We start from the raw sequence: 25,510 nt of genomic DNA, 5'->3' as shown, positions 1-25,510 counted from the left end.
CTCGGCCACCAGCGAGCAGCCCCCCTCCCCCCACCGCTCTTTCAGTGGACGACGAACGTCGAGGGCAACAGCACCCTCGAGCCACGTCCCTGGAAGAAGCTGTCGTTCAGGTGCAGCTGGACGACGACGTGCTTGCGCTTCTCCAGCTCCGCGCGCCGGGTCGTGAACAGCAGCGAGCCTGAGCGCGCGTTGATGAGGCCCGACACGCCCGACTCCCGGAACGCGCCCACGTCATCGAAGTGCACCCGGACGTCCGCCGAGTCCGCCTCCGCCGGCAGGTAGAAATACCCCAGCAGATACGCGTGGTCCGTGCGCGCCAGGTCCATGGCCCGGGCCGCGGAGGACAGCTGGAACGGCACCCGCCGGCCCTGCACCATCACCTCCACGCGCCCCACGCCCAGCATCAACTTCTCGTAGTCCTCGGCGTCCTGCCCCAGCAGGCGCAGCTCGAAGCGGTCTCCCTCGGGGACCTCGATGGGCACCGTGTCGCCGCCGTCACACGCGGTCAAGGACAGCGCCAGGAACACTCCGGACAGGATCTTCCAGTTTGGATTCGTCGACATGTCATCCCCCTCTCAGTACTGCGGCTCCACGGCCCGCTCCTGTCCCTTCAGCGGATCCAGCTTCCAGGCCTTCTTGCTCAACGGCACCGCCGTCCGCATCCCGGAGCGGTTGTGCTTCTCCAGGGTGCCCAGCGCCTTCTGCATCAGCATCGCGTTGGGCGCCATCCACGCCTCCAGCCCCTTCGTCTCCGGCAGCGGCGTGCCGAAGAAGCGTGCGTTGCACGTGGCCGTCAGCAACTCGCGCGCCGCGCGAGCCTTGAGCGACTCCATCGGCGTGCGGACCGCGCCGCTCTGCGCGATCGCGGGGTTCGCCCAGAGCACCCCCAGCGCGCCCTCCTCCGTGCCCACCACGCCCAGGTTCCCCAGCGAGACGGGGCCTGAGGCCAGACACTCCTTCAACGCGACCTCGCTGGAGCCGAAGAAGCCGTGGTCCCGCGTGAGCATGGGCGACGGCGTGCCTCCGTCCTTGAAGGCACACGTCGCGCCATCGGCGAACTGGGTGGCTGGCCCCGTGGAGATGGTGGTCAGCGCCCCCGTCGACAGGTCCACCGAGTAGAAGGTATTGGCCAGATTGCCATTGAGGTTCGTGGAGCCGTAGAAGAACAACTGCCCCGTCGCCGTGAAGAACGCGGACACCATGGAGTTGCCCACGGACTTCGCGCCGTCGATGAGCGACTGGGACGCGTAGTCCTGGAAGGTCCCCGTCGACGGGTTGATGACCGTCACCCGCTGGGTGGCGCTGTTGAAGCCATACAACAGACCGTTGACGGGGCTCACGGCGAAGTCCGCCACCCGGAACGTCGCGGGGGTACCGACGACGAAGTCCGCCAGCGTCCCACCGTTCGCGGTGTTGATGCGGACCAGGTGGTTGGTGTCGATCTCGAACCCCAGATAGTCCCCGTTCTCCAGGACGGCCCCCGAGGCCCAGGCCGCCGACTCCGCGGCGCCCGTCGCTATCGGCGCGACGATGGTCGTGGAGCCATTGGCGGACACGCGGACCAGGTCCGCGGCGCCCACGCCATCGGAGGAGATGGCATACAGCAACCCGTCGACGTGGTTGAAGGCGAGGCCGTTGTACGGCACGGCGCTCTCACCCTGGAGCGACAGCGAGGCGCTCGCGGGGTCGAAGACGTAGAGCTTCGAGGGCCCCATCGGGAGCCCGCCCGTGGACGACGACGCCGTGGAGACGTAGATGCTGTCGTCGCAGGAGAGGATGCTCCAGTTCGCGCAGATGACGTTGACGGCGTCCTGGGCGGAGCCGTTGTCCCAACCGATGCTGAAGACGTTGGTGAAGGTCGCGTCGAAGTCCGGCGTGTTGGGGTTCGTGTCGAGGAGTCCCAGCGCCACGCACTGGTCATAGTCGTTGATGGTGTACTCACAGGTATAGGTGACGTTGCCACCCACGGGCACCGTCAGCGGCGGCGCCGGCGTCATCGTGCACGAGGTCAACAGGGGGTCCATCGCCGATAGCAGGATGGACTCCAGCGTCGGGTGGATGTTCGTGGCGCTGAAGGTGAAGGTCAGCGTCGTCGGATAGACATTGACCGCCGCCAGCTTCGCGCCGTTCACGAGCTTCTCCGCTCGGAAATCATGTGCCTGGACAGCAGGCGCCCAGACTGCCGCGCCCAGCAGCATTCCCAACCATCTGCGATTCAATTGAGGCCTCCACGCCCCCTGGGGGACACTGGTGACAAGGGGCGCCGCGGACCCTGCACGGAAGGTGCCCGGAGTCCCCTGCATCACCAGGCATCTCCACGGCGCCAGCGGACACGCCTCGCGGTCGTGAATGCCTATTCATCACCGGGCGGCGAACCTTGGACATTCTCGAACGCTGGTGGCCCGAGACCGCCGCGGTGACCTGTGATGAAAAGGTGTTTCATCCCCCGGGGCATCCGACGTGCGGGGAGGCGCGACGCGACGCGCGGCGGAACCGGAAAGTCTTGACCCGGGGGAGCGGAAACAATTGCAGTCGCGGAGCGCTCAGTGGGGAGCGCTCGGCGCGCCGGGCTCCAGCGGGGCGTGTCCCCGGGACTCCAGGTCCGAGCGCAGGTACCACGGCACGCTGATGACGACGACGCGCCGGGCCCCGGACAACAGCAGCGTGCTGCGCAGCAGCTCCGCGCGGCGGCCATACATGACGGCGCGATACCACTGGCGCTCGAGCAGCTCCGGCAGGACGACGGCCACGGTGCGGTGCGCGTCCTCGGCCAGGAGCCCGTCCACGTAGTCGAGCAGCGGCTGCACCAGGCCTCGGTACGGCGAGGGCAGCTGCTCCAGCCGGGGTGGGCGCAGTCGGGCCCGCACCGCGGGCTCCTCGACGAAGCGGGCCCACTCGCGCGACAGCGTCCCGGGCACGACATCATCGTCGTCCGTGCACACGTGCACCGCGCGGACGTCCTGGCACAACCCCAGCGCGAAGCGCAGCGCCGTCTCCGATGCGTGGGACCAGCGGCTCACCGGCACCACCGCCACCAGGCTCTCGCGCGTGTCCAGGCGCAGCGGGCGCGACAGGCCCGTCTCCCGGCGCATGCGCAGGTAGGCGGCGTGGACGCGACTGAACAGGAGCACGCCCAGCGGGATGAGCACGACGGCGGCCCAGCCCCCATGCGTGAACTTGGCGACGCAGACGATGGCCAGCGCCAGGCCCGTCATCGCCGCGCCCAGACCATTGAGCGCCCGGCGCCATCGCCACCCCTCCGACGGGTGGCGCGTCCAATACACCACCATCCCCGCCTGGGAGAGCGTGAAGGCCAGCAGCGCGCCGATGGCGAACAGCGGGATGAGCCGGTCCGTGACGGCGCCCGAGGCGAGGATGAGGGCGCCCGCGAGCACCGCCAGCAGCAGGATGCCCCGCGAGTACGCCAGCCGCCGGCCGCGGTGCACGAAGGCCACCGGCAGGTAGCGGTCCATCGCCAGGAGCCAGCACACGCGCGGGAAGCCCGCGAAGCTGGTGTTGGCGGAGAGCGCGAGCACCCCGAGGATGGACGTCATGGCCACGTAGTAGAAGACGCCCCGCCCCGTCACCGCCGCCAGCAGCTGCGACAACACGCTCTGGTAGCCGGGGCCATCCGGCACCGTCGCCCCCACGCCATAGAACCGGCACAGCACGGCCACGCCCACCAGCAGCACCACGAGCACCAGGATGATGAGCGACAGCGTGACGCGCGCGAGGCGGACCGAGGGCGCGCGGAACACCGGCACCGCGTTGCTCACCGCCTCCACGCCCGTCATGGCCGTGCAGCCGCTGGCGAAGGTCCGCAGGAGGAGCCACACGCCCAGCCCCGTGGAGGCCGGCGGCAGCGCGGGCGGCGCCACCACGGGCACGGGCGCGCCTCCGGCCGCCACCGCGCGGAAGGTCCCCACCGCGAGCAGCGCGACGAGCGAGCCGATGAACAGCACGGTGGGCAACAGGAACAGGGCGCCGGCCTCGCGGGCGCCGCGCAGGTTGACCAGGGTGAGCAGGCCGAGCAGCCCCAGCGCGAGCCCGAGCGTGTGCGGGCGGAGCGCGGGGAAGGCGGAGGTGATGGCCCCCACGCCCGCGGAGATGCCCACCGCCACGTTGAGCAGGTAGTCCAACAGCAACGCGGACGCGGCGAGCAGCCCCACGCGCCGCCCCAGGTTCTCGCGCGCCACGGTGTAGGCCCCGCCGCCGCGCGGATAGGCGGCGATGGTCTGCCGATAGGAGGAGGCCACCACCACCAGCAGCCCCACGATGCACAGGGTGATGGGCAGCAGCACCCCCACGCCCGCGCTGCCCAAGGGACGCAGCACGGTGAGCGCGGCCTCGGGGCCATAGGCCGCGGAGGACAGCGCATCCAACCCGAGGAGCGCCACGCCCGCGAGCACGCCCACCTGCTCGTGGGAGGCCTGGGCGCTGGTGAGCGGACGGCCGAGCAACAGGTCCGTCCAGCTCCACCCGGCTGGCTTCCGGGAGCTCCTCGCCCGCGTCGGCTTCGTCATGCGCTCGCGGTCCTCCCTCCGGGGTCCGAGGACATGGTGAGGACGCCCCGCTCCAGGCAGGACGTGTGAGCGGACGGGCGCGCGATGGCGCGGAGGCGCCGGACGCGGGGGGCCCGGCGCTCCCCACCCCGCCTCCTTCCGGACAGGCGGGTGCTTCGCGGTGGACATCCCGGAGCGCCATGTGTCGGCGCCGGACGCTTGGCCCTCGGGTCCGGTTCACGGGGTCCACCCCGAGGAGCCACCTCCGTGAAACCCCACGAGTCACGTTGGAGGGCAGCACGCATGGCCAAGAAGCACCGCTGGACGCTGGCAGTCATCGCCAGCCTGGGAGTGTCCGGGACGGCATGGGCACAGGAACCACAGACAGCCGAGTCGGGCGCGGTGGAGATGGACGTTCGCGCGGCGCATGGGATGTCCGGGCCGCAGGTGGCGCTGGGCGTCAACCTGGGCCTGGGCGCGGGCCACGTGTACAAGGACGGCACGTCGCGCACCGGCTCGCGCGAGGACCTGAAGATCACCGACGCGGCGAATGCCTCGCTGCCGCTGATGGCGGAGGTGGGCTATCGGCTCAACCCGCGCTTCTACGTGGGTGTCTGGGGTTCGTGGGAGAAGGTCTTCACCAAGACGAACGACATCTCCTGTCCCGAGGGCTTCGACTGCAACAACTATCAATGGCGCTTCGGGCCGGAGGTCCGCTACCACATCAACCCGGCGTCGGGCTTCGACCCGTGGGTGGGCCTGTCGGTGGGCATGGAGTTCCTCAAGAGCCACGTGAAGGGTGACACGCAGGTGCCCCTGCCCACGGGTGGCTTCGCGCCGGCGCGCATCGACACGCGGGTGGAGGACCGCGGCCCCACCTACGCGCGCATCAGCGTGGGCGGCGACGTGCGCGTCACCCACTACCTGGCGCTGGGGCCCATCCTCACCGCGTCGGTGGGCAGCTACACCGTGCGCACCGGCGAACAGACGGTGACGGTGACCGGCCTGCCCTCGCAGACCAGCGCCGTCAGCGCCGTCGATGATGGCTTCCACGCGCTCTTCACCCTCGGCGTGCGAGGCATCTTCCGCGCATTCTGAAGCACGCCTCGCGCGCGTTGGACCGGAGCCCCTCACCCGCTGACGTCGAAGAAGGTGGGGAGCGGCTCCGGCGTGCCGCGTCGTTCGCCAAGAAGTCCCACGCGACCTGGAGGGGGCTCGCGGCGGGGACCACGACGGCGTGAGAAGCCTCGGCCGAATGTTCCCGGGACACGGTACATTGCGTCATTTTCCAGCATCGGATGCCCAGTGGCATTTGAACCCGGGTCGCAAAAGCCCCTCCCGAAAAGCCCTCCCAAACCTTTCCTACATGTCAGGGGATGCAGACCTATTTACAGGCATGCATCGAGCGGTCGAGCATTGGGGCCCTCATGGCTGCCCACCGCCCTACCCCGACAACTTTCGACAGCCTTGCCTCACACGCATGTTCCGTGAGGCTTCACAACCCATCGCGCCGAGCCGCGCAGCTGGCCCTGATGGGCTGCGCGTTGTTCGTGGCGCTCCTGCACGCGCCGACAGCGAGCGCCGCCGCGGAGGCAGGCGCTCCCGTCCAGTTGAAGGAAGGCTGGCGCTATCGCTGGGGAGACTCTCCTCCCGGAACGGATGGCATTCCGTTGTGGGCCCAGACGGCCAACGTCGCCGATGACTGGCGCGCGGTGGAGGCGAACAAGCCGCCACCGGGACGCGGCACCAACACGTTCCTGTGGCTGAGCATCCCCTTGCCGGAAGGCCCGTGGGCGGAGCCCGCGGTGATGCTCGGCGAGGTGACCAACGCCGTGGAGGCGTACGCCAACGGCCAACGCGTCTACGTCAGCGGCAAGCTGAACACGTCGGGCGCGGAGCTGTCCGACAACATGGCCTGGCACCTGGTGCCGGTGCCTCGCTCGGCGCTGGGGGGACACCTGCTGCTGCGCGTGCAGTCGAGCAACCCGAACATCGGCGTGGCGCAGGGCGCGCAGGTGGGCTCACGCCACCAGCTGCTCGCGTTGGTGACGCGCGACGGCCAGGCGCCGTTCGTCATGGGCATGCTGCTGTTGTCGGTGGCGCTGGGCTCGGGCGGTGCGTTCCTGATGCACTGGCGGCGGCGGATGCTCGCGGGCCTGGCGGTCTTCTCCGCCAGCGGCGGCTTCGTGCTGCTGGGCCTGAGCGGCATGCCCAACGCGCTCTGGGACGCGCCCATCACCGCCACGCGCTTCACGGTGCTGGGCATCTTCCTGCTCGTGTCCGGACTCATCGAGTTCGTGTCGGACGCCATCCTGGACAACCAGCGGAGGTGGTTCCGGCTGGGCGCCATGGGCTACACGGCGCTGTGCGCGGTAGCGGCGCTCACCGTCTTCGTCGACCTGGGGACGGCGCAGCGCATCCTGGTGCCCTTCCTGCCCTTCTCCTTCACCATCCTGCTGGTGTGCTTCATCGTGGCGGCGATGGAGGCGTGGCGCGGCAACCCCGACGCGCGCATCTTCATGGGCGGCCTGGGGGGCCTGGTGCTGTTCCTGGCGCTCACGGTGCTGCCGGTCATCGGCGTGTTGAGCGTGTCGTTCGGCAATGTGTCGCACTGGGGCTACCTGGCGCTGACGCTGTCGCTGCTGGGCATCGTCGCGCGGCGCTCCATCGAGGTGGTGCGCTCGTTGGAGGCCCACACCCGGCAGCTCGAGGAGCGGCAGGCGGAGGTCCGCAACCTCGCCGAGCGCATGGGCACGGGCGCCGGGGAGCTGGCCACCGTGGTGCAGCAGCTGCGCTCCACGAGCGATCAGCAGACCGAGGGTGTCAGCCGTCAGGCCGCGGCGCTGCAGGAGGCGGAGCAGACGGTGAAGGAGATCCGCCGCTCGTCGCAGATGACGGCGGAGAAGGCCAGCTCGCTGGCGGCGTCCGCCGAGGGCGCCGAGCAGGTGGGCCGCGAGGGCAGCGCCGCGCTGGAGCGCACGTTGGGAGACCTGGCCGCCATCCGCAACGAGGTGTCGGAGATGGCCCGGCGCATCCTCGCGCTCGACGAGCGCACGCGCGAGGTGTCCGGCATCGTCGACTCGGTGAAGGACCTGGCGGACCAGTCCAACATGCTCGCCATCAACGCGGCCATCGAGGCGGCGCGCAGCGGAGAGAGCGGCCGGGGCTTCGGCGTGGTGGCGCGCGAGATGCGCGGCCTCGCCGACCAGTCCATCCGCGCCACGCACCGCATCCGCGAGGTGCTCAACGGCGTGAGCGCGAGCATGCGCGAGGCGGCCCAGTTCAGCGAGAAGGGCGACGAGCGCGTGCGCCAGAGCCTGGACGCGGTGCGCACCTCCAGCGCGCAGTTCCAGGAGCTGGCGGTGCTGATTGGCGACTCCAGCGCCAGCATGCGGCAGATCACCGCCGCGGTGAGCGCGCAGGACGCGGGCACCCAGCAGATGGCCCTGGCCATCCAGGAGCTCTCCGGCCAGATGCAGCGCACGCTGAAGACGGTGCAGGAGACCCAGGAGGCCACGCGCTCCGTGCAGTCGCTGGCGGAGAGCATGTCGGGCCTGGCCACCCAGTCGCTCCGGACGGAGAGCGCCACGCACGTCACCGCGCATCGCTGAACGAGGTCCCTCTCACGAAGCGAGCTCCCATGCCCACCCGTGCCACGCTGTCGGTCGTGTTGCTGCTCCTCGGCGCCCTCGCCTGCGCTTGCGCCAGCACGCAGGCGGCGGACGCCGACAAGCCTCCCCGGCCCAAGACGACGGTCCAGGTGGAGAGCCGCAAGACGGTGGACGTGAACCTCTACGCCCTCAACGGGGCGCGGAGGGTGCGGCTGGGCACGGTGCCGGGGATGTCCACGCGCAGCTTCGTGCTGCCCCCGGACCTGGTGGGAGTCACGGACCGCGTGCGCTTCGGGGTGGAGATCATCGGCACGTTCGGCAGCAGGAACATCGGCAGCGAGCGCCGCTTCGAGAGCGAGCAGGAGATCGCCGTCCAGCCGGGCGAGGACATCAGCCTCACGCTCTACTGAGCCCGCGCGCGGGGCCTCCGGACGAGGTGGACGGGGACAATCAGGCGGCTACAGTCCGCCCATGACTGTCCAGTCCATGAACGTACTGCTGGAGGTGGAGGATGGCGTCGCCACCCTCACGATGAACGATGCGGCCCGCCGCAACGCGATGACCCCCGAACTGGGAATCGCGCTGCGCGAGCGCGTCGAGGCGCTGCGGGGACGCGACGACGTGCGCGCCGTGCTCCTCACCGGCGCGGGCGGGACGTTCTCCGCCGGCGGGGACCTCCAGATGCTGGAGCGCCTGCGCCAGCTGCCCTTCGAGGAGGCCCGCCTCTTCATGCTCGAGTTCTACTCGCGCTACCTCTGCCTCCTCGACCTGCCCGTGCCCACCGTCGCCGCCGTCGAGGGCGCCGCCATCGGCGCGGGCCTGTGCGTGGCCCTCGCGTGCGACCTGGTCATCGCCTCCGAGGACGCGAAGCTCGCGCTCAACTTCGTGCAGCTCGGCCTGCACCCCGGCATGGGCGCCACCTTCCTCGTCCCGCTGCGAGCAGGTCCCCAGCGCGCCGCGGAGCTGCTGCTCACCGGACGCCGCTTCGATGGCCGCGAGGCCGCCCGGCTCGGCCTCGCCCTGGAGGCCACGCCCGCGGACCAGACGCGCCCCCGCGCCCTGGCGCTCGCCCGCACCATCGCGTCCAACGCGCCGCTCGCGACCCGAGGGCTCAAGCAACGGCTCGGCCTGGACCGCGCGGCCCTGCGCCGTGCGTTGGAGGAAGAGGCCCGGCTCCAGGCGGAGAGCTACGGCAGCGCCGACCTGGGCGAGGGGCTCGCGGCCGCCGCGGCCCGCAGGCCCCCTGTGTTCCACGGGCGCTAGCCAGAAGGAGCGTGAGCACATGGCCCCTCTTCGATTGGAACGACACCTCCACGGCGTCCACGTCGTGCTGCACTGCGAGGACGACGCGGAGGAGCAGGCCGAGTGGGTGCTCGGTGTGCTCACCCGCCTCCCGCCGGGGGGCCTGCTCCCCGGCCGCACGCTGCGCTTCGGCTGGTCCAGCCTGAGACTCGACCCGCGCGGCACCTCGCTCGTGGTGACCGAGCCCGACTTCGCCGGCGACCCGATGACGGGCTGGCGCGACGACATCACCGTGACGCTGCGGGTCCAGGGCCGCATGCTGGAGACGACCCAGACGGTGGGCACCGATCCGCTCTTCCCCCGCTATGGCGACAGGGTCGACGCCCTGCCCGGCTGGGAGTCCAGCGCGCGGCTCGCCGTCGCGCGCATCCGCGCCCCCGAGGCCACCGACTCCGGCTGGCTCATCATCCCCCCGGGCGCCGCCACCGGACAGGAGCCGGAGTCGCTCCCCCTCTACGCCCTGCTCCATCGCCGCCCCGCCCTGCTGTCCGCGCTCGCGCTGCCGGTGGGATGGGTCGCGGAATTCGAGGATGACGCGCTCCTCGGCTACGGCCGGCCGCACTGAAGAACGCGTCGTCGCCGTCAGGTAGACTCGCGACGACACGTCGAGCGCCGCAACTCAAATTCAAGAGAACGACATCGTGACCAAGCTCAATCAGATCATCGCCGTCGAGAAGGGCGTCAAGAACCGCTCCCAGCAGGAGCTGACCCAGGCGCACCACGACTTGCAGAAGCCGCAGCTGCTCAACGGCATCTCCCGCACCTATCAGCCCCGGGACGAAGAGGGTGAGCGCTTCCCCCCCGAGTCCACGCGCGTGCAGGTGCGCACCGACGACGTGTTGAAGAAGACGAAGGAAATCCTCACCCGCCTCTTCGACGTCACCGCCACCAAGGACCTCACCAACTGTCGCGCGAAGGCCGACGTGAGCGTGGACGGCCGCGTCCTGCTCAAGGGCGTGCCCGCGACGTACCTGCTCTTCCTCGAGAAGCAGCTGGTGGACCTGCACACCTTCGTCAAGAAGCTGCCCACGTTGGACCCGTCGGAGTCCTGGGTTCCGGACCCGGCGCAGGGCCTGTGGGCCACCGAGTCCGTGCAGACGGCGAAGACGAAGAAGGTCCCCCGCAACCACGTGAAGGCCGAGGCCACCGAGAAGCACCCCGCCCAGGTGGAGGTCTATTACGAGGACATCGTCGTCGGTTACTGGAAGACGGTGAAGTACTCGGGCGCCCTGCCGGCCGTCCGGGTCAATGAGCTGTTGGAGCGCGTGGAGAAGCTCCAGCAAGCGGTCAAGTTCGCGCGCGAGGAAGCCAACGCCGTCGCGGCGGAGGAGATGAAGGCCGGGGATGTTCTCCTCGGCTACCTCTTCAGCTAGGCTCGCGCACGCAGTCCTACGGAGTACAAACTCAAACTCAGCAGCAAGTTGACGCCGAGCGTTCCCGGGTCGTCTTCCAGTGCAGGTTCGAGCCCTGCCCCCGCCAACCCTGTGGCGGGGTAGCCCAAATGGTAGAGGCGAGCGACAAATACCGGGCCCGCGAAGCACCCCAGTTTCAGACTCTCACTCCAAACTCAACATTCGCTGTCGTGGGTCCGATCAACCGTCCTCGCCCTTCTCCTCGAGATGCTGGTTCAATTCCAGCCCGCCGCTTGTCTCACCCTTCGCGCGGCGGTCGTTCAATCGCAGGACACGAGGCCTCATCCTGAGGCGAAGACTTAAACGTGCGGACTCCAACATGGCAGCACCCCGGGCCCGGTCAGGAGGACACCCTGATCGGGCCCACTTTTTTTGGGAATCTTCCATCCGGGCTGTCGAGTATCGGGCGCTGAGCGTCCACGGTGCAGCGCGACAGGGCGGGTGGGGTTGCCCCTGACTCGCGGGGCGCCTTCAATGCGGAGTCGATGCTGTTCGGAAGCAAGACGCCCCCCTCCCGTTCCCAGCTCGTCACCGACGCGGACCTCGCGCGCTCCAAGGGTCGGCTGAACAAGGCCATCTCCGGCTACCGCAAGGCGCTGGAGCTGGAGCCCAAGGACGCGGTGGTGCTGGGCAAGCTCGCGCCGCTGCTGGCGAAGACGAAGCAGCCGGAGGCCGCGCTGGAGAGCTTCCGCGCGGCGGCCCAGGCGCACCTGGACAAGGGCTTCGCCGACAAGGCGCTCGCGGTGTACGCGCAGGCGACGGAGCTGTTCCCGCGCGAGCTGGACCTGTGGCGCGAGGTGGCGCGGCTGCACGTACAGAAGGGACATCGCGCGGAGGCGGTGAAGTCGCTGCTGCGCGGACGGCTCCAGTTCTCCCGCGCCTCGGAGCGAGGCAGCGCCATCTTGCTCTTGCGCGAGACGCTCGCGCTGGAGGCGTCGCTGTTCGAGGTGAAGCTGGACCTGGCGCTCCAGCTCGCGAAGCAGCAGCAGCGGGACGAAGCGCTGGAGATGCTCGCGCCGCTCGAGGCCGAGGCGAAGGGCCCACGGCACGTGCGCAAGCTGCGCTGGACGCAGGCCCAGGTGACGCCGAGCGTGGGCACGTACCTCGCGTGGCTGCGCGCGGTGGTGACCGGCGGCTGAAGAGAATCAGGAGGAGCGCGGGAGCTCGGCCTGGATGCTCCGCCACGCGAGCCTCGGCAGGCGTGAGCGCATCCACGTCGGGTCCAACGCCGCGCCGCCCAGGTAGCGCCGACACGCCTCGTGACTGGGGCCGAGCAACACGACGTCCAGTTGCAGGGGCGTCCACACGGGCACCCCGTCCTCGGCGATGAAGCGCGCCGTGTGATGGATGATGGGCCCGAGCAGTTCCATCTTTCGCGCCAGCAACACCTCCGCGGCGCCCGCACGCAGCTCCATCGCGATGGCCTGGTACATGAAGCGCCCCTCGTCCGGATGGGCCAGGACCCACTCGAGGTGTCCGTCCACCAGCGCGAGGACCGCCTCCTCCGCCGTGGACGTGGCCAGCACGCGCTCGGTCTGGTGCGAGAAGAGCCGCTCGAAGGTGCGCAGGAGCAGCGCCAGCGTCAGGTCCGGCAATCCGTCGAACAGGTGGTAGACGCTGGAGGGGCTCGCCTTCGCGGCCTTGCGAATCTCCTCGATGCCCGTGCCGAGGACACCCCGCTCCGTGAAGCACTGCAACGCCGCGTCCAGCAGCTCGTCGCGTCGCTTCACCCCATCCCGTCGTGCTGGCCCCATGCGCCCTACCCTATGCGCGGTCCACCCTCGGGTCATCCGCGACTGAGTGTCCGAGCTGAGTTGGAGCAACCCTCCAACTGCTCCCCTGCACTGGCGGGCGGCCGACCATCACGAGCGCGTCACGAGGCAGCAGCGCCGCGCTGAGACATGCCCTGGCGAAGTCGAGCCCGGGGCGACGCATCCTCGCCACGAGGCGGCAGCGCCGCGCAGATACGGCGAGGAGGGAGACGGGTGCTCGTCGTGCCGGGTGTCCTGTCATCGCACGAGGGCGCGCGGACACTGAGGCGCACGCTCCCGGACGTCGGAAGCCCGGTCGGCAGTGCGATGTGCTTGCGAAGGCGTGAACCTGGACGCGATACAACGGGCACCGTGCGCCTCCAGCCCCACCCCTTCACGTTGCGGCAGCTCCAGTACGCCGTCGCCGTCGCGGACAGCCTGAGCTTCCGCAAGGCCGCGGCGCTCTGCCACGTCTCCCAGCCCTCGCTGAGCGCGCAGCTGGCGCAGCTCGAGGAGGCGCTCGGGGTCCGACTCTTCGAGCGGGACAAGAAGCGCGTGCTGCCCACCGCCGCGGGCCAGCGGCTGGTGGAGCGCGCCCGCCGCCTGTTGCTGGAGGCGGATGACCTCCAGGAGGAGGCCCGGCGCGTGGGCAATCCGCTCGACGGCACGCTGCGCATCGGCATCATCCCCACCGTCTCGCCCTACCTGCTCCCCTCGCTCACGCCCGCGCTGCGCCGCCGCTTCGCGCGCCTGACGGTGGCGTGGGTGGAGGACAAGACGGAGGTCCTGACCCGCGAGCTGGAGGCGGGCACGCTGGACGCGGCGCTGCTCGCGCTGGAGGCGGACATCGGGGACCTGGAGCGGGACATCATCGCCCGGGACGTGTTCTTCCTCGTCACGCCGAAGGGACACCCGCTTGGCGCGAAGGGCACGCCGGTGACGCCCTCGGAGCTGCGCGACGCGAAGGTGCTCCTCCTGGACGAGGGCCACTGTCTGCGCGCCCAGGCCCTCTCCTTCTGCTCACGCGCCAGGACCCACGAGCAGGAGTTCCGCGCCACCAGCCTCTCCACGCTCGCGCAGATGGTGGCGGGCGGCGCGGGAGTCACCCTGCTGCCCGCGCTGGCCCTGCCGACGGAGAGCCGACGCGCGGACCTGGACATCCGCCCCATCGCCGCCCCCACGCCCCACAGGACACTCGCGCTGGTGTGGCGACGCAGCACGCCCCTCGCGAGCGCGCTGCGCGAACTGTCCGCCGTGCTCCGCGAGCACTACCCCGACGCCCCGCCCGCGCGTTCGCGCGGTCGCTGAGCCCCGCGCCGTCAGAAGCTCCCCGCCATCCACGCCCCACCCAGGAGGATGGAGAGCGTGGAGGCCACGCGGGGCACGTGGGTGGCCACCTTCGAGGACACCCGCTTCGCGCGGGAGAAGGCGGCGATGCCAGCGGTGAGCGCGGACATCGCCAGGGTGCTGCCCACCGAGAAGCCCCCGAGGAACAGGGCCTGCTCCAGCCCCGTCCCCGCGACCGTCACGGGAAGTATCAACAGCAGCGCGGACGCGCCCGTCAGTCCGTGGACCAGCCCCACCGCGACGACACCGCGCGACTGCCGCGCCTCATCGCCCGTCACCACGCGCCGCTTCAGGCCCCAGACGCCCATGCTCACCAGCGCGAACCCCGCGATGCGCTCGGCCCACTGGTCGACGAACTCCAGGTGCACCGCGGACAGGACGACCATCAACACACCCGCGGCGACCAGGGTGCCGAGCCCATGGCCGAGCCCCCACATCAACCCCACCCGCCAGGCCCCCTGACGCCGTCCGACGGACAGCGGCGCGAGGCTCAGCAGATGGTCCGGTCCCGCCAGCGCGTGCAGCGCACCCGAACCAACACCCGCGAGCGCGATGAGAGGCATCGTCAAGGCTCCTTCCACCTGTGCGGGGAAAGATGCCCATCGCGAGTGCCCCGTTCCAAGACATCGTTTGGATGAGGCTGATAGCCAGGGACTATCAGCGGCCCGCACGGCCGCCTACCCGCCCAGCACGGGACGCGGGGCCAACTCCGGGGAAGAAACCTCGCGCCACCAGGGCGTGGCCACCTCGACGCGCGTCGGCTCGCTCGCGGCCCCCAAGCGGGGCGTGAACAAGCGCACCTGCTGCTCCGAGGCCAGTCGGACGAGCGTCTCCGCGGGCTCGTCCCACGCATGCAGCGCGAGGTTGAACGTGCCCCAGTGCACCGGCATCAGCCGTCCCCCGCCCAGCATCTCGTGGACCTTGAGCGCGTTCTCCGGCCCCAGGTGGATGCCACCCCAGCTCTGATGGAACGCGCCGACCTCCAGCATCACCAGGTCGAACGGGCCATGCAGCCGGCCCACCTCGCGGAACTCCTCCGTCAGCCCCGTATCGCCGCTGAAGAAGAGCCGATGCCGCTCCCCCTCGAGCACCCAGGAGGCCCACAGCGTCCGGTTCCTGTCCGCCAGCCCGCGCCCCGAGAAGTGCTGCGAGGGCGTCGCCGTGAAAGTCACCGGCCCCACCAAGTGCTTCTCCCACCAGTCCAGCTCGGTGATGAGCTCCGGCGCCACGCCATAGGCCTCCAGGTGCATCCCCACACCCAGCGCGGTGATGAACGGGACCCGCCGCTTCGCGAGCGCGGTGATGGTGGCACGGCACAGGTGGTCGTAGTGGTCATGCGACACCAGCACCGCGTCCAGCTCGGGGAGTGTCTCCAGGGACACCGGCACCGGGTGGAAGCGACGAGGGCCCGCGAACGACATGGGCGAGGCGCGCTCGCCGAAGACGGGGTCGGTGAGGATGCGCGCGCCGTCCAGCTCCAGCAGCATCGTGCTGTGCCCCAGCCACGTCACGCGCAGGCCGGAGTCGGGCCGCCGGGCCCACGCCTCGAGCGGGCTCTCCAGCGGGAGGACACCGGGCGGTGTGCGCTGGGTGCCGCCGAAGAAGTACTCGCCGAGCAGCGGGAGCGGATTGCCCTGGAGGCCGGGCCCCACCGGGGCGGTGTTGCGAAACCGGCCATCCTCGTACCGCTGTGAGGCGCGCATCCGCTCGAGCCTCGGGCCCGAAGGCCCACAATCCCGTCTGGAAGAACCCATGCGGCTTCTTCTAACGGGCCTCCCTGACTCTGGCCACCTCGCCAGCAGCCCGGACGTCCACGCTGGCGCCCGCCTCCCCGCCCGCCGGGCGGCTCAACCCGCGTCCGGCCGCGACGCCTCCTCCCGGGCCACGCGCGAGTGGCGACGCCCGTAGCCGAAGTAGATGACCAGCCCCAGCCCCAGCCAGAGCACCAGCCGGAGCCAGGTCTCCACGCCCAACCCCAGCATCAACGCGCCGCAGGTGAGGATGCCCAGGACGGGGACCACGGGGACGAACGGCGTGCGGAACGGCCGGGGCAGGTCCGGCTGCGTGTAGCGCAGCACCAGGATGCCGGCGCAGACCACCATGAACGCGAACAGCGTGCCGATGGACACCAGGTGCCCCAGGAGGCCGATGGGGAACAGCCCCGCGACCACCATGGCCACGACCCCGGTGATGAGCGTGGAGACATAGGGCGTGCGGAAGCGCGGGTGGATGCGGCCGAAGAAGTCCGGCAGCAGGCCGTCGCGCGCCATGGCGAAGAAGACGCGGGGCTGGCCCATCAACATCACCAGCACCACCGACGCGAGGCCCGCGATGGCCCCCAGGCCGACGATGGGACGAAGCCACGCCAGCGCGGGGCCGCCCTTGGAGATGGCCACGTAGACGGGCTCGGCGACATCGAGTTCCTGGTAGGGCGCGAGCCCCGTCATCACGCCCGCCATCAGGACGTAGAGCACGGTGCACACCACCAGCGAGCCGAGGATGCCCCTGGGCAAATCCTTCTTCGGGTTCTTCGTCTCCTGCGCGGCGGTGGAGACCGCGTCGAAGCCGATGTACGCGAAGAAGATGACGCCCGCGCCCGCCAGCACCCCGCTCCAGCCGAACTGGCCGAACTCGCCCTTGTTGGGCGGGATGAAGGGCGTCCAGTGCTCGCGCTCGACGTGGAAGGCCCCGAAGACGATGACCAGCAGGACGATGCCCACCTTCAGGAAGACGATGATGTTGTTGACGCGCGCGGACTCGTGGATGCCCACGACGAGCAGCGCGGTGAGCACGCCCACCAGCACCACCGCGGGCAGGTTGATGAGGGCCCCGGTGGCGTGCGGGATGAGCGAGCCGGCGGTCGTCCCGAAGGGCGCGTTGGACAGGGCCGCGGGCAGCTCCCACCCCACGTAGTCGCGCAGGAAGGCGGTGAAGTAACCGGACCACCCCACCGCCACCGCCGACGACGCGAAGAGGTACTCCAGCATCAGGTCCCAGCCGATGATCCACGCCACCAGCTCGCCGAGCGTCGCGTAGCCGTACGTGTACGCGCTGCCCGCGACGGGAATCATCGACGCGAACTCCGCGTAGCACAGCCCGGCGAGCAGACAGCCAAAGCCCGCCAGCACGAAGGACAGGACGATGGCCGGGCCCGAGTGCTGCGCCGCCGCCGTCCCCGTCACCACGAAGATGCCGGCGCCGATGATGGCGCCGATGCCCAGCAACGTGAGCTGGAACCCATTGAGGGTGCGGTGGAGCTGATGTCCCTCGCCGTCCTCGCCCTGGAGCCTCACCAGGCTCTTCTTCGACCAGATTCCCACGGCCGGCAGTCAACGCCGACTCGCGAGCCTTCGGGAAGCACGGATGTCGGCGGGCCCCGGGCAACTGTCACCCGCCGAGCGAATCGCCTACCAGCGCCGGTCCTCGCGGCGCTCACGGCGATCCTCGCGACGCTCCGACCGGTCCTCACGCATCTCCTGGTGGCCCTCGCGAACCTCGCGCTCGCCCAGGCGGATGAGCTCCTGGATGAGGTCGCGCTTGCGGTGCAGGGCTCCACCCCCGCGCCGGCCCTCCAGCTCCGCCAGGTCCTTCGCGATGGACTGCCGCGAGCGCAGGGCGGCCAGCTCCGCCTTCACGTCCCGCTTGTCGTCGCGGGCGTCGCGCCGGTCATCCCGGAGGTCCCTGCGCGCATCGGAGCGGCGGCCCCAGGCCGCATCGTCCCGGACCTCCCACGCCTCCGCGCGCGCCTCGCGGTGACTGCGGTGGGCCTCCGTGCTGGCCGACGCGAGCTCGACGCGGCTCTCCTGCAACTCCATGCGCATCAACTGACGGAGGCGGAGCTCCACCGCGCGCATCTCACGTTCGTCGTTGCGGCTCCAGGCCCGGTCGAAGCGGCCGAGCACCGACTTCAGCTCGGCCACATCCAGGCGGTCGTCCTTGAGCTCGCGCCGGTTCTCGCGCTGCTCCTGGTGGTTCTGCATGCGCTCGGGCTGATTCGCGCGGAACTGCGCCTCGGCGCTGCCCGCGAAGAGGAGTCCAGCGAGCAGGGCGGAAGAGAAGGCGTTCATGGGGAGGGGTCCTCGGGAGCACGAAGCTCGCTTGCGTGTTCAGGGCTTCGGACGCCCCCGGCCCCGATTTATTCGAGGCCGACCCACTCCCCTCGCGGCGCCAAGGTGGGATGAACGCCGACTACAGGGCGCCGACGGTGCAATCCCCCGTCACGGTGGGCGCCGGATTGTTGTTCACCGTGTTGCCGGTGAAGACATTGTCCGACGTCAGCACCAGCTCCACCGCGCCGCTCCCCCGGTTGCAGACCACGACGCCGCCCGCCCCTGCCTGGTTGTAGAGGAAGCGGTTGCGCCGGAGGGTGACGGCGCGCGTGCCCAGGTCCTCCAGGTAGATGGCCGCGCCAGGGCCCTGCGTCACCGAGTTGCTCTCGAAGAGGTTGTCCTCGAGGAGGTCGTTGTTCGGCTGGAAGTAGTGCAACGCGGCGCCGCCGCCCAGGTCATAGGTGCCCTGCGCATTGGGCCAGGTCAGGAACGGACGCACGACGAGGGTGCTCCACAGGCTGCCCCGGAAGGCCACCAGCGAATTGGCGCGGAACGTGTTGCCGCGCAGCACGGAGTTCTGACCGTGGGTGACGCACATCGCGCCGCCGCCCGCCATGGAGGACGTGCCCGCCTGACCGAAGCGGTCGATGTCGAGCGTGCGGTTGTTCTCGAACGTGGTGTTCTCCACGCGCGAGCCGTTGGTGAACATCAAGTCCAACGCGCCGCACTTGGCCGAGGACTCGTTGTCCCGGAACAGGGAGTTCAGGATGGTCACCGGCCCCGGGTAGTAGGCCCACAGCGCGGCGCGCGTCCAATCCCGCTCACCGTTGTAGTCGTTCTTGCGCACCCGCTCGAAGACCATGTGCTCGAACACGGGGTGCCCATTGCCCACGGAGTTGGCGCCGTAGAAGTTCATGCCCCACCAGCCATACGGATTGGAGGAGGTGAAGGTGACCTTCTTCTGCGCGGTGCCGCGCACCAGGATGCCGCCGTAGACGCGGAGCTCCACGCGACCCTTGTGGTAGTTCATCACGTCGTCGACGGAGCCGGAGTTCACGTCGGCCTGGGTCACCTCGGGGCGTCCCTTGAAGTCGAGGACGACGCCCGGCTGCACCGTGAGCACCTGGCCCTTCGGAATCGTGACGACGCCCTGCGCATTGCCGATGACCGTATAGGGCGAGCCCGCCTCGGTCAGCGTCCCGGAGAGCGTCCCCGTGATGACGGTGCCCACCTCGCCTCCGTCCACACCCGCGTCCGTCCCCGCGTCGGGACGACCCGCATCCGGGCGACCCGCGTCCACGGGCTCGCCGGCATCCGTACCCGCGTCGTCCTTCCCAGGAACGCCCGCGTCGTCCTTCACGGGGCCCGCGTCCTCCTTCCCAGGAACACCCGCGTCGTCCTTCACGGGGCCCGCGTCCTCCTTCCCAGGAACGCCCGCGTCGTCCTTCACGGGGCCCGCGTCTTCACGCCCGAGCTCTCCGCCATCCTCCTCACGTGGAGGACCACTGTCCGCGCCCAATCCAGCGTCCTCGACGCCACCAGCACCGGGGCGCGACGAGGAGGCGTCCTCCGAACAAGCGAACACGAACAATGACAGGCATGCGAACACACAACGGGCCGTCGACAGGAATCGAGAAGGTGTCTTCATGAGGGGCGAGCAGGTAACACGGGTGGGTATCACCCACCATCGCATGGGGGTCCCATGCGAACGCGCCAGTCGCCGTATCCCCCTGCACGTGAGTACACCGCGCGCTCATTCCCGCGAGCACTTCCCTACCCCGCGGTCGGGAAACGCAAGGTGACGCGGTGAATCCGTTGGGGGTCCGAGTGGAAAGGGAGGCCCTCTTCGCGCGCGCGAACAGCTTCGCTAGACTCCCGGGTACGATGGAGCTCGTGCTGTCGTTTCTCGCGGGCGCCTTGCGTCCGTGTGGGCCAGACGAGTCACACGCCCTGGCCCGGCGATTGGGGGAAGCCATGGTCCGCTGCCGAGAGGCGTGGCCGGAGATCACCGTGTCCGGCGACGTCTTCGCGAGGCACCTCGGCGAGCGCATCCCTCCCCGAATGACGCTGGCCGAAGGCCTGGACTCCTTGAGGCTCGAGGACCTCTACCTCGCACGCGCCTGTCTGGAGGGAGAGCGTCCCGCGCTCGAGGCCCTCCAGCGCGCCATCCTCCAGCCCGTCACCCGCGCCATCCGACGCGTGGACCGCTCCGAGTCCTTCGCGGACGAGGTGCTCCAGCTCACGCGGATGCGACTGCTCGTGGGCAGCACGCGGCAGGGTCCTCGACTGGCCGAATACGAGGGGCGAGGCGCGCTGCTCCGCTGGGTGGAGGCCATCGCCGTGGGCCTGGCCCTGTCCCTCAAGCGCGCCCCGGTCCGCACGACGTCCCTGGACGATGCGCCCCTCGTCACCGATTTGCACGGCGCGGACCCCGAGCTCGCGCTCATCCAGCAACGCTACCGACCCGCCTTCCGCGCCGCGTTCGCGGAGGCCCTCGCCCTGTTGTCGCCTCGCGACAGGAACCTGCTGCGGATGAGCCTGGTGCAAGGCCTCGGCGTGGAGTCACTCGGGACGCTGCATCAGGTGCATGCCTCCACCGTGTCGCGCTGGTTGGCTCGGGCTCGGCAGGCACTGCTCGAGGGCACTCGAGAAGGACTCTCCCGGCGGCTGAGTTTGGACACGGCGCAGCTCGACAGCCTGCTGCGGGTGATGGACGCGAGCCTCGCGGTGAGCCTCTCCTCACTGCTCGATGAAGGGTGAGCGACATGACGCCGTCTTCCGACACCGCGTGCCTGGATGAACCCCAGCTCCTCGACCTCGCGGACGGCGTGGCGTCACGGGAGCTGCGTGCCCGGGCGGACACGCACCTGGACCACTGTCCTGATTGTCATGCGCGGCTCGCGGGCTTCCTGCGTGCGCGTGCGCCGTCGACGCCGGACACCCAGACGGATGCGGCGCGGACGCCCACCACGCTGCTCGAGGCCCCGCTGTCGTCGCGACGGAGGCCCCTGTCCGCCCTGGAGCGAGGCACCCTGCTGGGACGCTACGTGGTGCTGGAGCGCATCGGCGCCGGGGGCATGGGCGTCGTCTACGCGGCCTATGACCCGAGCATCGACCGACGCGTCGGGCTCAAGCTGGTGGCGGCCACGGACCAGGTGCTCAGCGAGGCGCGTGCCGCCGCGCGAACCCAGCATCCCTCCGTCGTCGCCGTGCACGACGTGGGCAGGGTCGACGATCGGGTCTTCATCGCCATGGAGCTGGTCGAAGGCGGCACGCTGCGCCAACACCTGGGCACCACGCGTCCGGACTGGCGAGGGGTGACACGCCTGTACCTGCAAGCCGGTCACGGGCTCGCCGCCGCGCACGCGGCCGGGGTCATCCACCGCGACTTCAAACCCGACAACGTCCTGGTGGATCGCACGGGACGCGCGAAGGTGACGGACTTCGGACTCGCGCGCCTCACCGCGCCCGTGGAGTCGCAGCCCACGCGCCCCTCGACGGCCATCGAACAGGCACCGCACATCGCCTCCACGGCCGCGGCCGGCACTCCGGGCTACATCGCGCCGGAGGTGCTTGCGGGCGGACGCGTGGATGCGCGCTCGGACCAGTTCAGCTTCTGCGTCTCGCTCTTCGAGGGGCTGTCCGGGGTGAAGCCCGGCACACCGGAGGCACGCGAGGCCCTGGCTCGTGCCTCGGTCCCTCGCGCGCTGCTCGCCGTGGTGCAACGCGGGCTCTCCCCTGCGCCCGCCGAGCGATACCCGTCGATGGACGTGCTCCTGGACGCCCTGGAGCGCGCGGCCTTCCCCAGGACGTCGCGGTGGCTGGGCGCCGCGGGAGTGTCGGTGGGACTGGCCGCGATCCTCACCGCCATCTTCGTCACGCGGGGTCCTCGGCCGTGTATGGACAGCGCCTCGCGGCTCGTCGGTGTCTGGGATGCGCCTCGCAAGGCGGCCCTGCGAGAGGCCTTCCTCGCGACGAAGGCTCCCGACGCGCAGGCCGCGTACGACGCCATGAGTCAGTCCCTCGATGCGCATGCCGGTGCGTGGACCGATGCCCATCGCGACGCCTGCGAGGACACCCACGTCCGCCATGAGCAGTCCGAGGCGGCGATGGACCTGCGCATGAACTGCCTGGAGCGCGTCAGGCGCGAGCTGCGCGCCCTGGGGGACGTGCTGCGAACCGCCAACGCGAACGAGGTCTCCGGTGCGCCCCAGATGGCGCGAGGGCTGAGTGACGTCTCGAGCTGCGACGACGCCGTGGCGCTCGCGAGGCCGGTGCCGCCTCCCTCGAAGGGCCCCGATGTGGAGAAGGTGCGCGTGGCCTATGAAACGCTCGCGGACGCGAAGGCGCGCGACATCGCGGGACGCTGGAACGAAGTCCAGGCACTCGCCGCCACGGTGGAGCGTTCGGCGCGCGCGGTGGGCTACAAGCCACTGCTCGGCGAGGCGCTGCTCGCGCAGGGCCGCGTGAAGCTGCACGAGCGGGACGAGGAGGCGGCGGCGAGGCTCCTGCGACAGGCCGTGCTGGCCTCCCAGGCGGGGCGCGACGACGACCGGGTCATCGAGGAGATGACGCTCCTGGTCCAGGTCGAGGGAGAGCTGGCCGAGCGCCCCGAGCACGCCGACTTGTGGCGGGACCTGGCGCAGTCCCAGCTGGAGCGCATCGGCGGCGACGAACAGCTCGAATCGAACCTCACCTTCGCCCACGGCCTGGTGCTCACCCGACAGGGCCGCCATGCGGAGGCCATCGTCCAGCTCGAGCGGTGCATCGCCATCCGCGAGCGGACGCAGGGCAAGGACGCGTATGTCCTCCTCGATGCCCTGCTCGCGCTGGGGACCGCGCAACGTGGCGTGGGGCGCCTCGAAGAGGCCCTGGCCACGCAGCAGCGCACCCGGGCGCTGCTGGTGCGGCACGTGGGCGCCGAGCATCCCTTCGTGGCGATGACGCTCAACAACGTCGCGGGCACGCTCATCAAGCTGCGCCGCTACGACGAAGGGCTCGCGACCTTCGACGAGAGCATCCGCCTGTTCGAGCGCATCCATGGCCCAGGACAGCCGGCCAGCTACCTCATGAGCCTGCACGGGAACATCGGCGCGGTGGAGGCCTCGCGGGGACGCTATGCGCCGGCGCGTGAGTCGCTGGAGCGCGCCTGGACACTCGCCAGCGAGCATCGACCTCCGGGCCATCCGGACCGGGCCGTCATCGCGGGGAACCTCGCGGTGGTCCTCGCGGGGCTCGGGAAGGTGGACGACGCGCTCGCTCGCGTGGAGTCCCTGCGCGCGGAGCTGGACGCCGCCCAAGCCGAGGGCCGGCGCAGCCAACGCCACGCCGAGCTCCAGACCCGCATGGCGGAGATCTTCCTGAAGGCGCGGCGCTTCGAGCAGGCCGCCACCCACGCTCGCGCGGCCGCCACCCTCCTGGGTGAGCTGGGAGCAAACGACGCGCGCGCCACGCCGCTGTGCCGGCTGGCGATGGCCCTGCTGGGTTCGGCGCGACTCGTGGACGCGGAGCGCGTGGCCCGGGAGGCTGTGACGCTGCGAGAGCGCGCCAGGTCCTCCCTGCCCGAGGACCTCGCGGAGGCACGCTCCATCCTGGGACAGGTGCTGCTGGCGAAGGGAGACGCACAGCAGGCCCGCGGCCTCCTCGAACAGGCCCTGGTGGACTGGGACAAGGAGGGGGCCAGCGCGTTCATGCTCGCGGAGACACGCTTCGCCCTGGCCCGGGCGCTGCGACGAGCAGGCGTGGAACCCGAGCGGGCCCGGGCCCTGGCGCTCTCGGCCCGAGACGCCGTGGCGCCCACCCCCGAGCCCCGGAGCCCCCGGCTGGAGGATTTGGAGGTGTTCCTCGCGGGGGCACCCCCTCCGCGAGCCACAACGGGTCGCGTAGAGTCGGAGCCACGATGAACCGCGAAGAAGCGAACCAGGCCCTCGAGCTCATCCGCCGCGTCGTCTCCCAGGCGCGTGACGACTCGTCGCTCCAGAACTGGGGCGCCATCTGGATGTTCCACGGCGTCACCAACACCACGGGCTTCGCCGGCACGCAGTGGCTGTGGTCCGCCGGGCACCGCACGCCCCACGCCTACGCGGTGCTCTGGGCCATCATCCTCTGCATCAACATGGTCACCATCTTCCTCTTCAAGCGAGGCCAGACGGCGGGCGCCCGCTCCTTCATCGAGCGGCAGATCTGGGCCATCTGGACCACCCTCGTCGGTGGAATGGTGCTGGCCGCCTTCTGCAACTGGCTGCTCGGACTGGACCGGCTGTTCATGCCGACCGTCTCGTGCATCCTGCTCGCCACCGCGTTCTCGATGATGGGGGCGCTGATGGGCCGCATCTGGTTCATCGTGGCCGCGTTCCTCGCGGTCATGTCACTGGTGATGGCCTGTCTTCCGCAGCTCGCCTTCAGCATGCTGGCGGGCGTGTGGTTCCTGGTGCAGTTCGGCGCCGGGCTCACGCTCCACCGGGCCCGCCTGCGCAGGCTCGCGTCACAGCGCCCCGAGGCGCGGCTGGTATGAAGCCGGAGTCGCTCGCCGCGCTGGTGGCCCTCGCGGCCGAGCCCTGGGGCATGGACGAGCAGGAGCTCCATGCGCGCCTCTCGCTCGCGGGGGTGAGGGACCCAGCCTCCGCGCTGCGAGCCCTCTCGAGCGCCGGGCTCGTTCGCCAGGAGCGACGCCGCTGGACACCGACACCCTCCGGACATGAGGCGCTCAGACATGCAGAGAGCCTGCTCACGGCCAGTCAGGACCCGAGCCCCAGCTCTCCGGACATGGAGGAGTGTCCCTCGGTGCCCTGGCTCACGCAGGTGCAAACGCACTGGGTGGAGGCCGTGTCGCTCAACTACGCCGTGGACCCGGAGCGACTGGCGCGCCTCCTGCCCGCGCCCCTGGTGCCCGAGCTCCACCGGGGCACGGCGTGGGTGCAGGTGCTGATGTCCTCGCTGCGCGACATGCGCCCCCAGGGGGTGTCCCCGCTGCTCGGCGTGTGCTTCTACCAGGTGAGCTACCGGGCCGCGGCGCGCTACCGCAACGCGCGAGGCGAGTGGCGGCGCGGCGGCTACTTCGTGCGCAGCGAGACGAATGACCCGGTGATGCGCCGGGTGGGCAACACGCTGGACGAGTTCCGCTTCCACGAGTTCGGCGAGGCCCACATGGTGATGGCCCGCGAGGGCGACCTGCTCACCCTGGCGGTGGACCCGGAGGAGCGCTTCGCCGGAGGACGACTGGTGGCGGTGTTCGACACGCGCCCCAGGAACGAGCCACCCGTCGGCAGCGTGTGGACGGGACTGGAGGACCTGCACGAGCCTTTGGTCGAGTGCTACGACGCGCTCGGAGTCTCGGGCGACTTCGTGTATGTGCTCACCATCGACCGTGAGCCGTGGAACGCGCGCTTCTGCACGCCCGTGGAGCTGTACTGCGAGTACTTCGAGGACGGTCCGCTCGCCCCGGGAGCGCGACTGGACTCGGTGCTCCACCTTACCGAGTGCGCGTACCGATGGCGGCCCTTGCGCCGGGAACGTCACGCACTCTGACGAAACGCC

The 25,510-nt window shown here is 70.4% G+C and carries 21 protein-coding genes; 12 read left to right on the top strand and 9 right to left on the bottom strand.

Annotation, left to right across the window (positions count from 1 at the left end; translation table 11 throughout):
• Positions 1-41 precede the first annotated feature (41 nt).
• The 3 genes from LXT21_RS40260 to LXT21_RS40250 all read right to left on the bottom strand — a co-directional run bounded on the left by LXT21_RS40260 (position 42) and on the right by LXT21_RS40250 (position 4,523).
• Positions 42-563, bottom strand: coding sequence for a hypothetical protein (locus LXT21_RS40260; protein WP_254043559.1), 522 nt, complete (start codon positions 561-563; stop codon positions 42-44).
• 12 nt (positions 564-575) lie between these two features.
• Positions 576-2,132: a YncE family protein gene (locus LXT21_RS40255; RefSeq protein ID WP_254043558.1), complete on the bottom strand. Its 1,557-nt coding sequence runs from the start codon at positions 2,130-2,132 to the stop codon at positions 576-578.
• Positions 2,133-2,543: 411 nt separating this feature from the next.
• Positions 2,544-4,523 carry an APC family permease gene (locus tag LXT21_RS40250; RefSeq protein ID WP_254043557.1) on the bottom strand — a complete coding sequence of 660 codons (1,980 nt, stop codon included), beginning with the start codon at positions 4,521-4,523 and terminating at the stop codon, positions 2,544-2,546.
• A gap of 282 nt (positions 4,524-4,805) precedes the next feature.
• Between LXT21_RS40250 and LXT21_RS40245 the strand changes: the two genes are divergently transcribed.
• The 7 genes from LXT21_RS40245 (at position 4,806) to LXT21_RS40215 (ending at position 11,966) form a co-directional block, all read left to right on the top strand.
• On the top strand, positions 4,806-5,600 hold the full coding sequence (locus LXT21_RS40245; RefSeq protein ID WP_254043556.1) for a hypothetical protein: 795 nt from the start codon (positions 4,806-4,808) through the stop codon (positions 5,598-5,600).
• Positions 5,601-6,034: 434 nt separating this feature from the next.
• Positions 6,035-8,113 carry a methyl-accepting chemotaxis protein gene (locus LXT21_RS40240; protein ID WP_254043577.1) on the top strand — a complete coding sequence of 693 codons (2,079 nt, stop codon included), beginning with the start codon at positions 6,035-6,037 and terminating at the stop codon, positions 8,111-8,113.
• Positions 8,114-8,142: 29 nt separating this feature from the next.
• Positions 8,143-8,523: a hypothetical protein gene (locus LXT21_RS40235; RefSeq protein WP_254043555.1), complete on the top strand. Its 381-nt coding sequence runs from the start codon at positions 8,143-8,145 to the stop codon at positions 8,521-8,523.
• Between the two features lie 76 nt (positions 8,524-8,599).
• Positions 8,600-9,376 carry an enoyl-CoA hydratase/isomerase family protein gene (locus LXT21_RS40230; protein WP_254043554.1) on the top strand — a complete coding sequence of 259 codons (777 nt, stop codon included), beginning with the start codon at positions 8,600-8,602 and terminating at the stop codon, positions 9,374-9,376.
• A 19-nt stretch (positions 9,377-9,395) separates the two neighbouring features.
• A complete protein-coding gene (locus tag LXT21_RS40225; RefSeq protein WP_254043553.1) occupies positions 9,396-9,980 on the top strand; it encodes a hypothetical protein in 585 nt (194 codons plus the stop codon).
• 76 nt (positions 9,981-10,056) lie between these two features.
• On the top strand, positions 10,057-10,788 hold the full coding sequence (locus tag LXT21_RS40220) for a DUF7873 family protein (protein WP_254043552.1): 732 nt from the start codon (positions 10,057-10,059) through the stop codon (positions 10,786-10,788).
• 524 nt (positions 10,789-11,312) lie between these two features.
• Positions 11,313-11,966 (top strand): tetratricopeptide repeat protein, encoded by a 654-nt coding sequence (locus tag LXT21_RS40215; protein ID WP_254043551.1) that lies wholly within the window; start codon positions 11,313-11,315, stop codon positions 11,964-11,966.
• 6 nt (positions 11,967-11,972) lie between these two features.
• On the opposite strand, the gene LXT21_RS40210 is transcribed toward LXT21_RS40215, so the two are convergent.
• Positions 11,973-12,557 (bottom strand): TetR/AcrR family transcriptional regulator, encoded by a 585-nt coding sequence (locus LXT21_RS40210; protein ID WP_254043550.1) that lies wholly within the window; start codon positions 12,555-12,557, stop codon positions 11,973-11,975.
• A gap of 393 nt (positions 12,558-12,950) precedes the next feature.
• Here LXT21_RS40210 and LXT21_RS40205 point away from each other — a divergent pair, with 393 nt between their 5' ends.
• Positions 12,951-13,886, top strand: coding sequence for a LysR substrate-binding domain-containing protein (locus LXT21_RS40205; protein ID WP_254043549.1), 936 nt, complete (start codon positions 12,951-12,953; stop codon positions 13,884-13,886).
• Between the two features lie 11 nt (positions 13,887-13,897).
• Here the strand turns inward: LXT21_RS40205 and LXT21_RS40200 are convergent, their stop codons facing one another.
• From LXT21_RS40200 to LXT21_RS40180, 5 genes are all read right to left on the bottom strand, one after another.
• A complete protein-coding gene (locus LXT21_RS40200) occupies positions 13,898-14,488 on the bottom strand; it encodes a HupE/UreJ family protein (RefSeq protein ID WP_254043576.1) in 591 nt (196 codons plus the stop codon).
• Between the two features lie 114 nt (positions 14,489-14,602).
• Complete coding sequence (locus LXT21_RS40195; RefSeq protein ID WP_407667095.1) at positions 14,603-15,628, bottom strand: MBL fold metallo-hydrolase; 1,026 nt, start codon at positions 15,626-15,628, stop codon at positions 14,603-14,605.
• Positions 15,629-15,772: 144 nt separating this feature from the next.
• Positions 15,773-17,245, bottom strand: a complete 1,473-nt coding sequence (locus LXT21_RS40190) for an amino acid permease (protein ID WP_254043547.1) — start codon at positions 17,243-17,245, stop codon at positions 15,773-15,775.
• A gap of 87 nt (positions 17,246-17,332) precedes the next feature.
• A complete protein-coding gene (locus LXT21_RS40185) occupies positions 17,333-17,992 on the bottom strand; it encodes a hypothetical protein (RefSeq protein WP_254043546.1) in 660 nt (219 codons plus the stop codon).
• 121 nt (positions 17,993-18,113) lie between these two features.
• On the bottom strand, positions 18,114-19,424 hold the full coding sequence (locus LXT21_RS40180; protein ID WP_254043545.1) for a right-handed parallel beta-helix repeat-containing protein: 1,311 nt from the start codon (positions 19,422-19,424) through the stop codon (positions 18,114-18,116).
• A 524-nt stretch (positions 19,425-19,948) separates the two neighbouring features.
• On the opposite strand from LXT21_RS40180, the gene LXT21_RS40175 reads away from it, so the two are divergent.
• Genes LXT21_RS40175 through LXT21_RS40160 form a run of 4 tightly spaced genes read left to right on the top strand, consistent with a single transcriptional unit; the run spans position 19,949 to position 25,501 of the window.
• Positions 19,949-20,734: a sigma-70 family RNA polymerase sigma factor gene (locus LXT21_RS40175; RefSeq protein ID WP_254043544.1), complete on the top strand. Its 786-nt coding sequence runs from the start codon at positions 19,949-19,951 to the stop codon at positions 20,732-20,734.
• Between the two features lie 5 nt (positions 20,735-20,739).
• Positions 20,740-23,877, top strand: a complete 3,138-nt coding sequence (locus tag LXT21_RS40170; protein WP_254043543.1) for a protein kinase domain-containing protein — start codon at positions 20,740-20,742, stop codon at positions 23,875-23,877.
• Positions 23,874-24,488 (top strand): hypothetical protein, encoded by a 615-nt coding sequence (locus tag LXT21_RS40165; RefSeq protein ID WP_254043542.1) that lies wholly within the window; start codon positions 23,874-23,876, stop codon positions 24,486-24,488. The genes LXT21_RS40170 and LXT21_RS40165 overlap by 4 nt, the downstream gene beginning before the upstream one ends.
• Positions 24,485-25,501 (top strand): DUF2071 domain-containing protein, encoded by a 1,017-nt coding sequence (locus LXT21_RS40160; RefSeq protein WP_254043541.1) that lies wholly within the window; start codon positions 24,485-24,487, stop codon positions 25,499-25,501. The genes LXT21_RS40165 and LXT21_RS40160 overlap by 4 nt, the downstream gene beginning before the upstream one ends.
• The last annotated feature ends 9 nt before the right edge of the window (positions 25,502-25,510 follow it).

The sequence above is a fragment of the Myxococcus guangdongensis genome (assembly GCF_024198255.1).
Classification (GTDB): domain Bacteria; phylum Myxococcota; class Myxococcia; order Myxococcales; family Myxococcaceae; genus Myxococcus; species Myxococcus guangdongensis.
The sequence above is the reverse complement of the archived record's forward strand: the minus strand, read 5'-3'. Positions and strand labels throughout refer to the sequence as shown.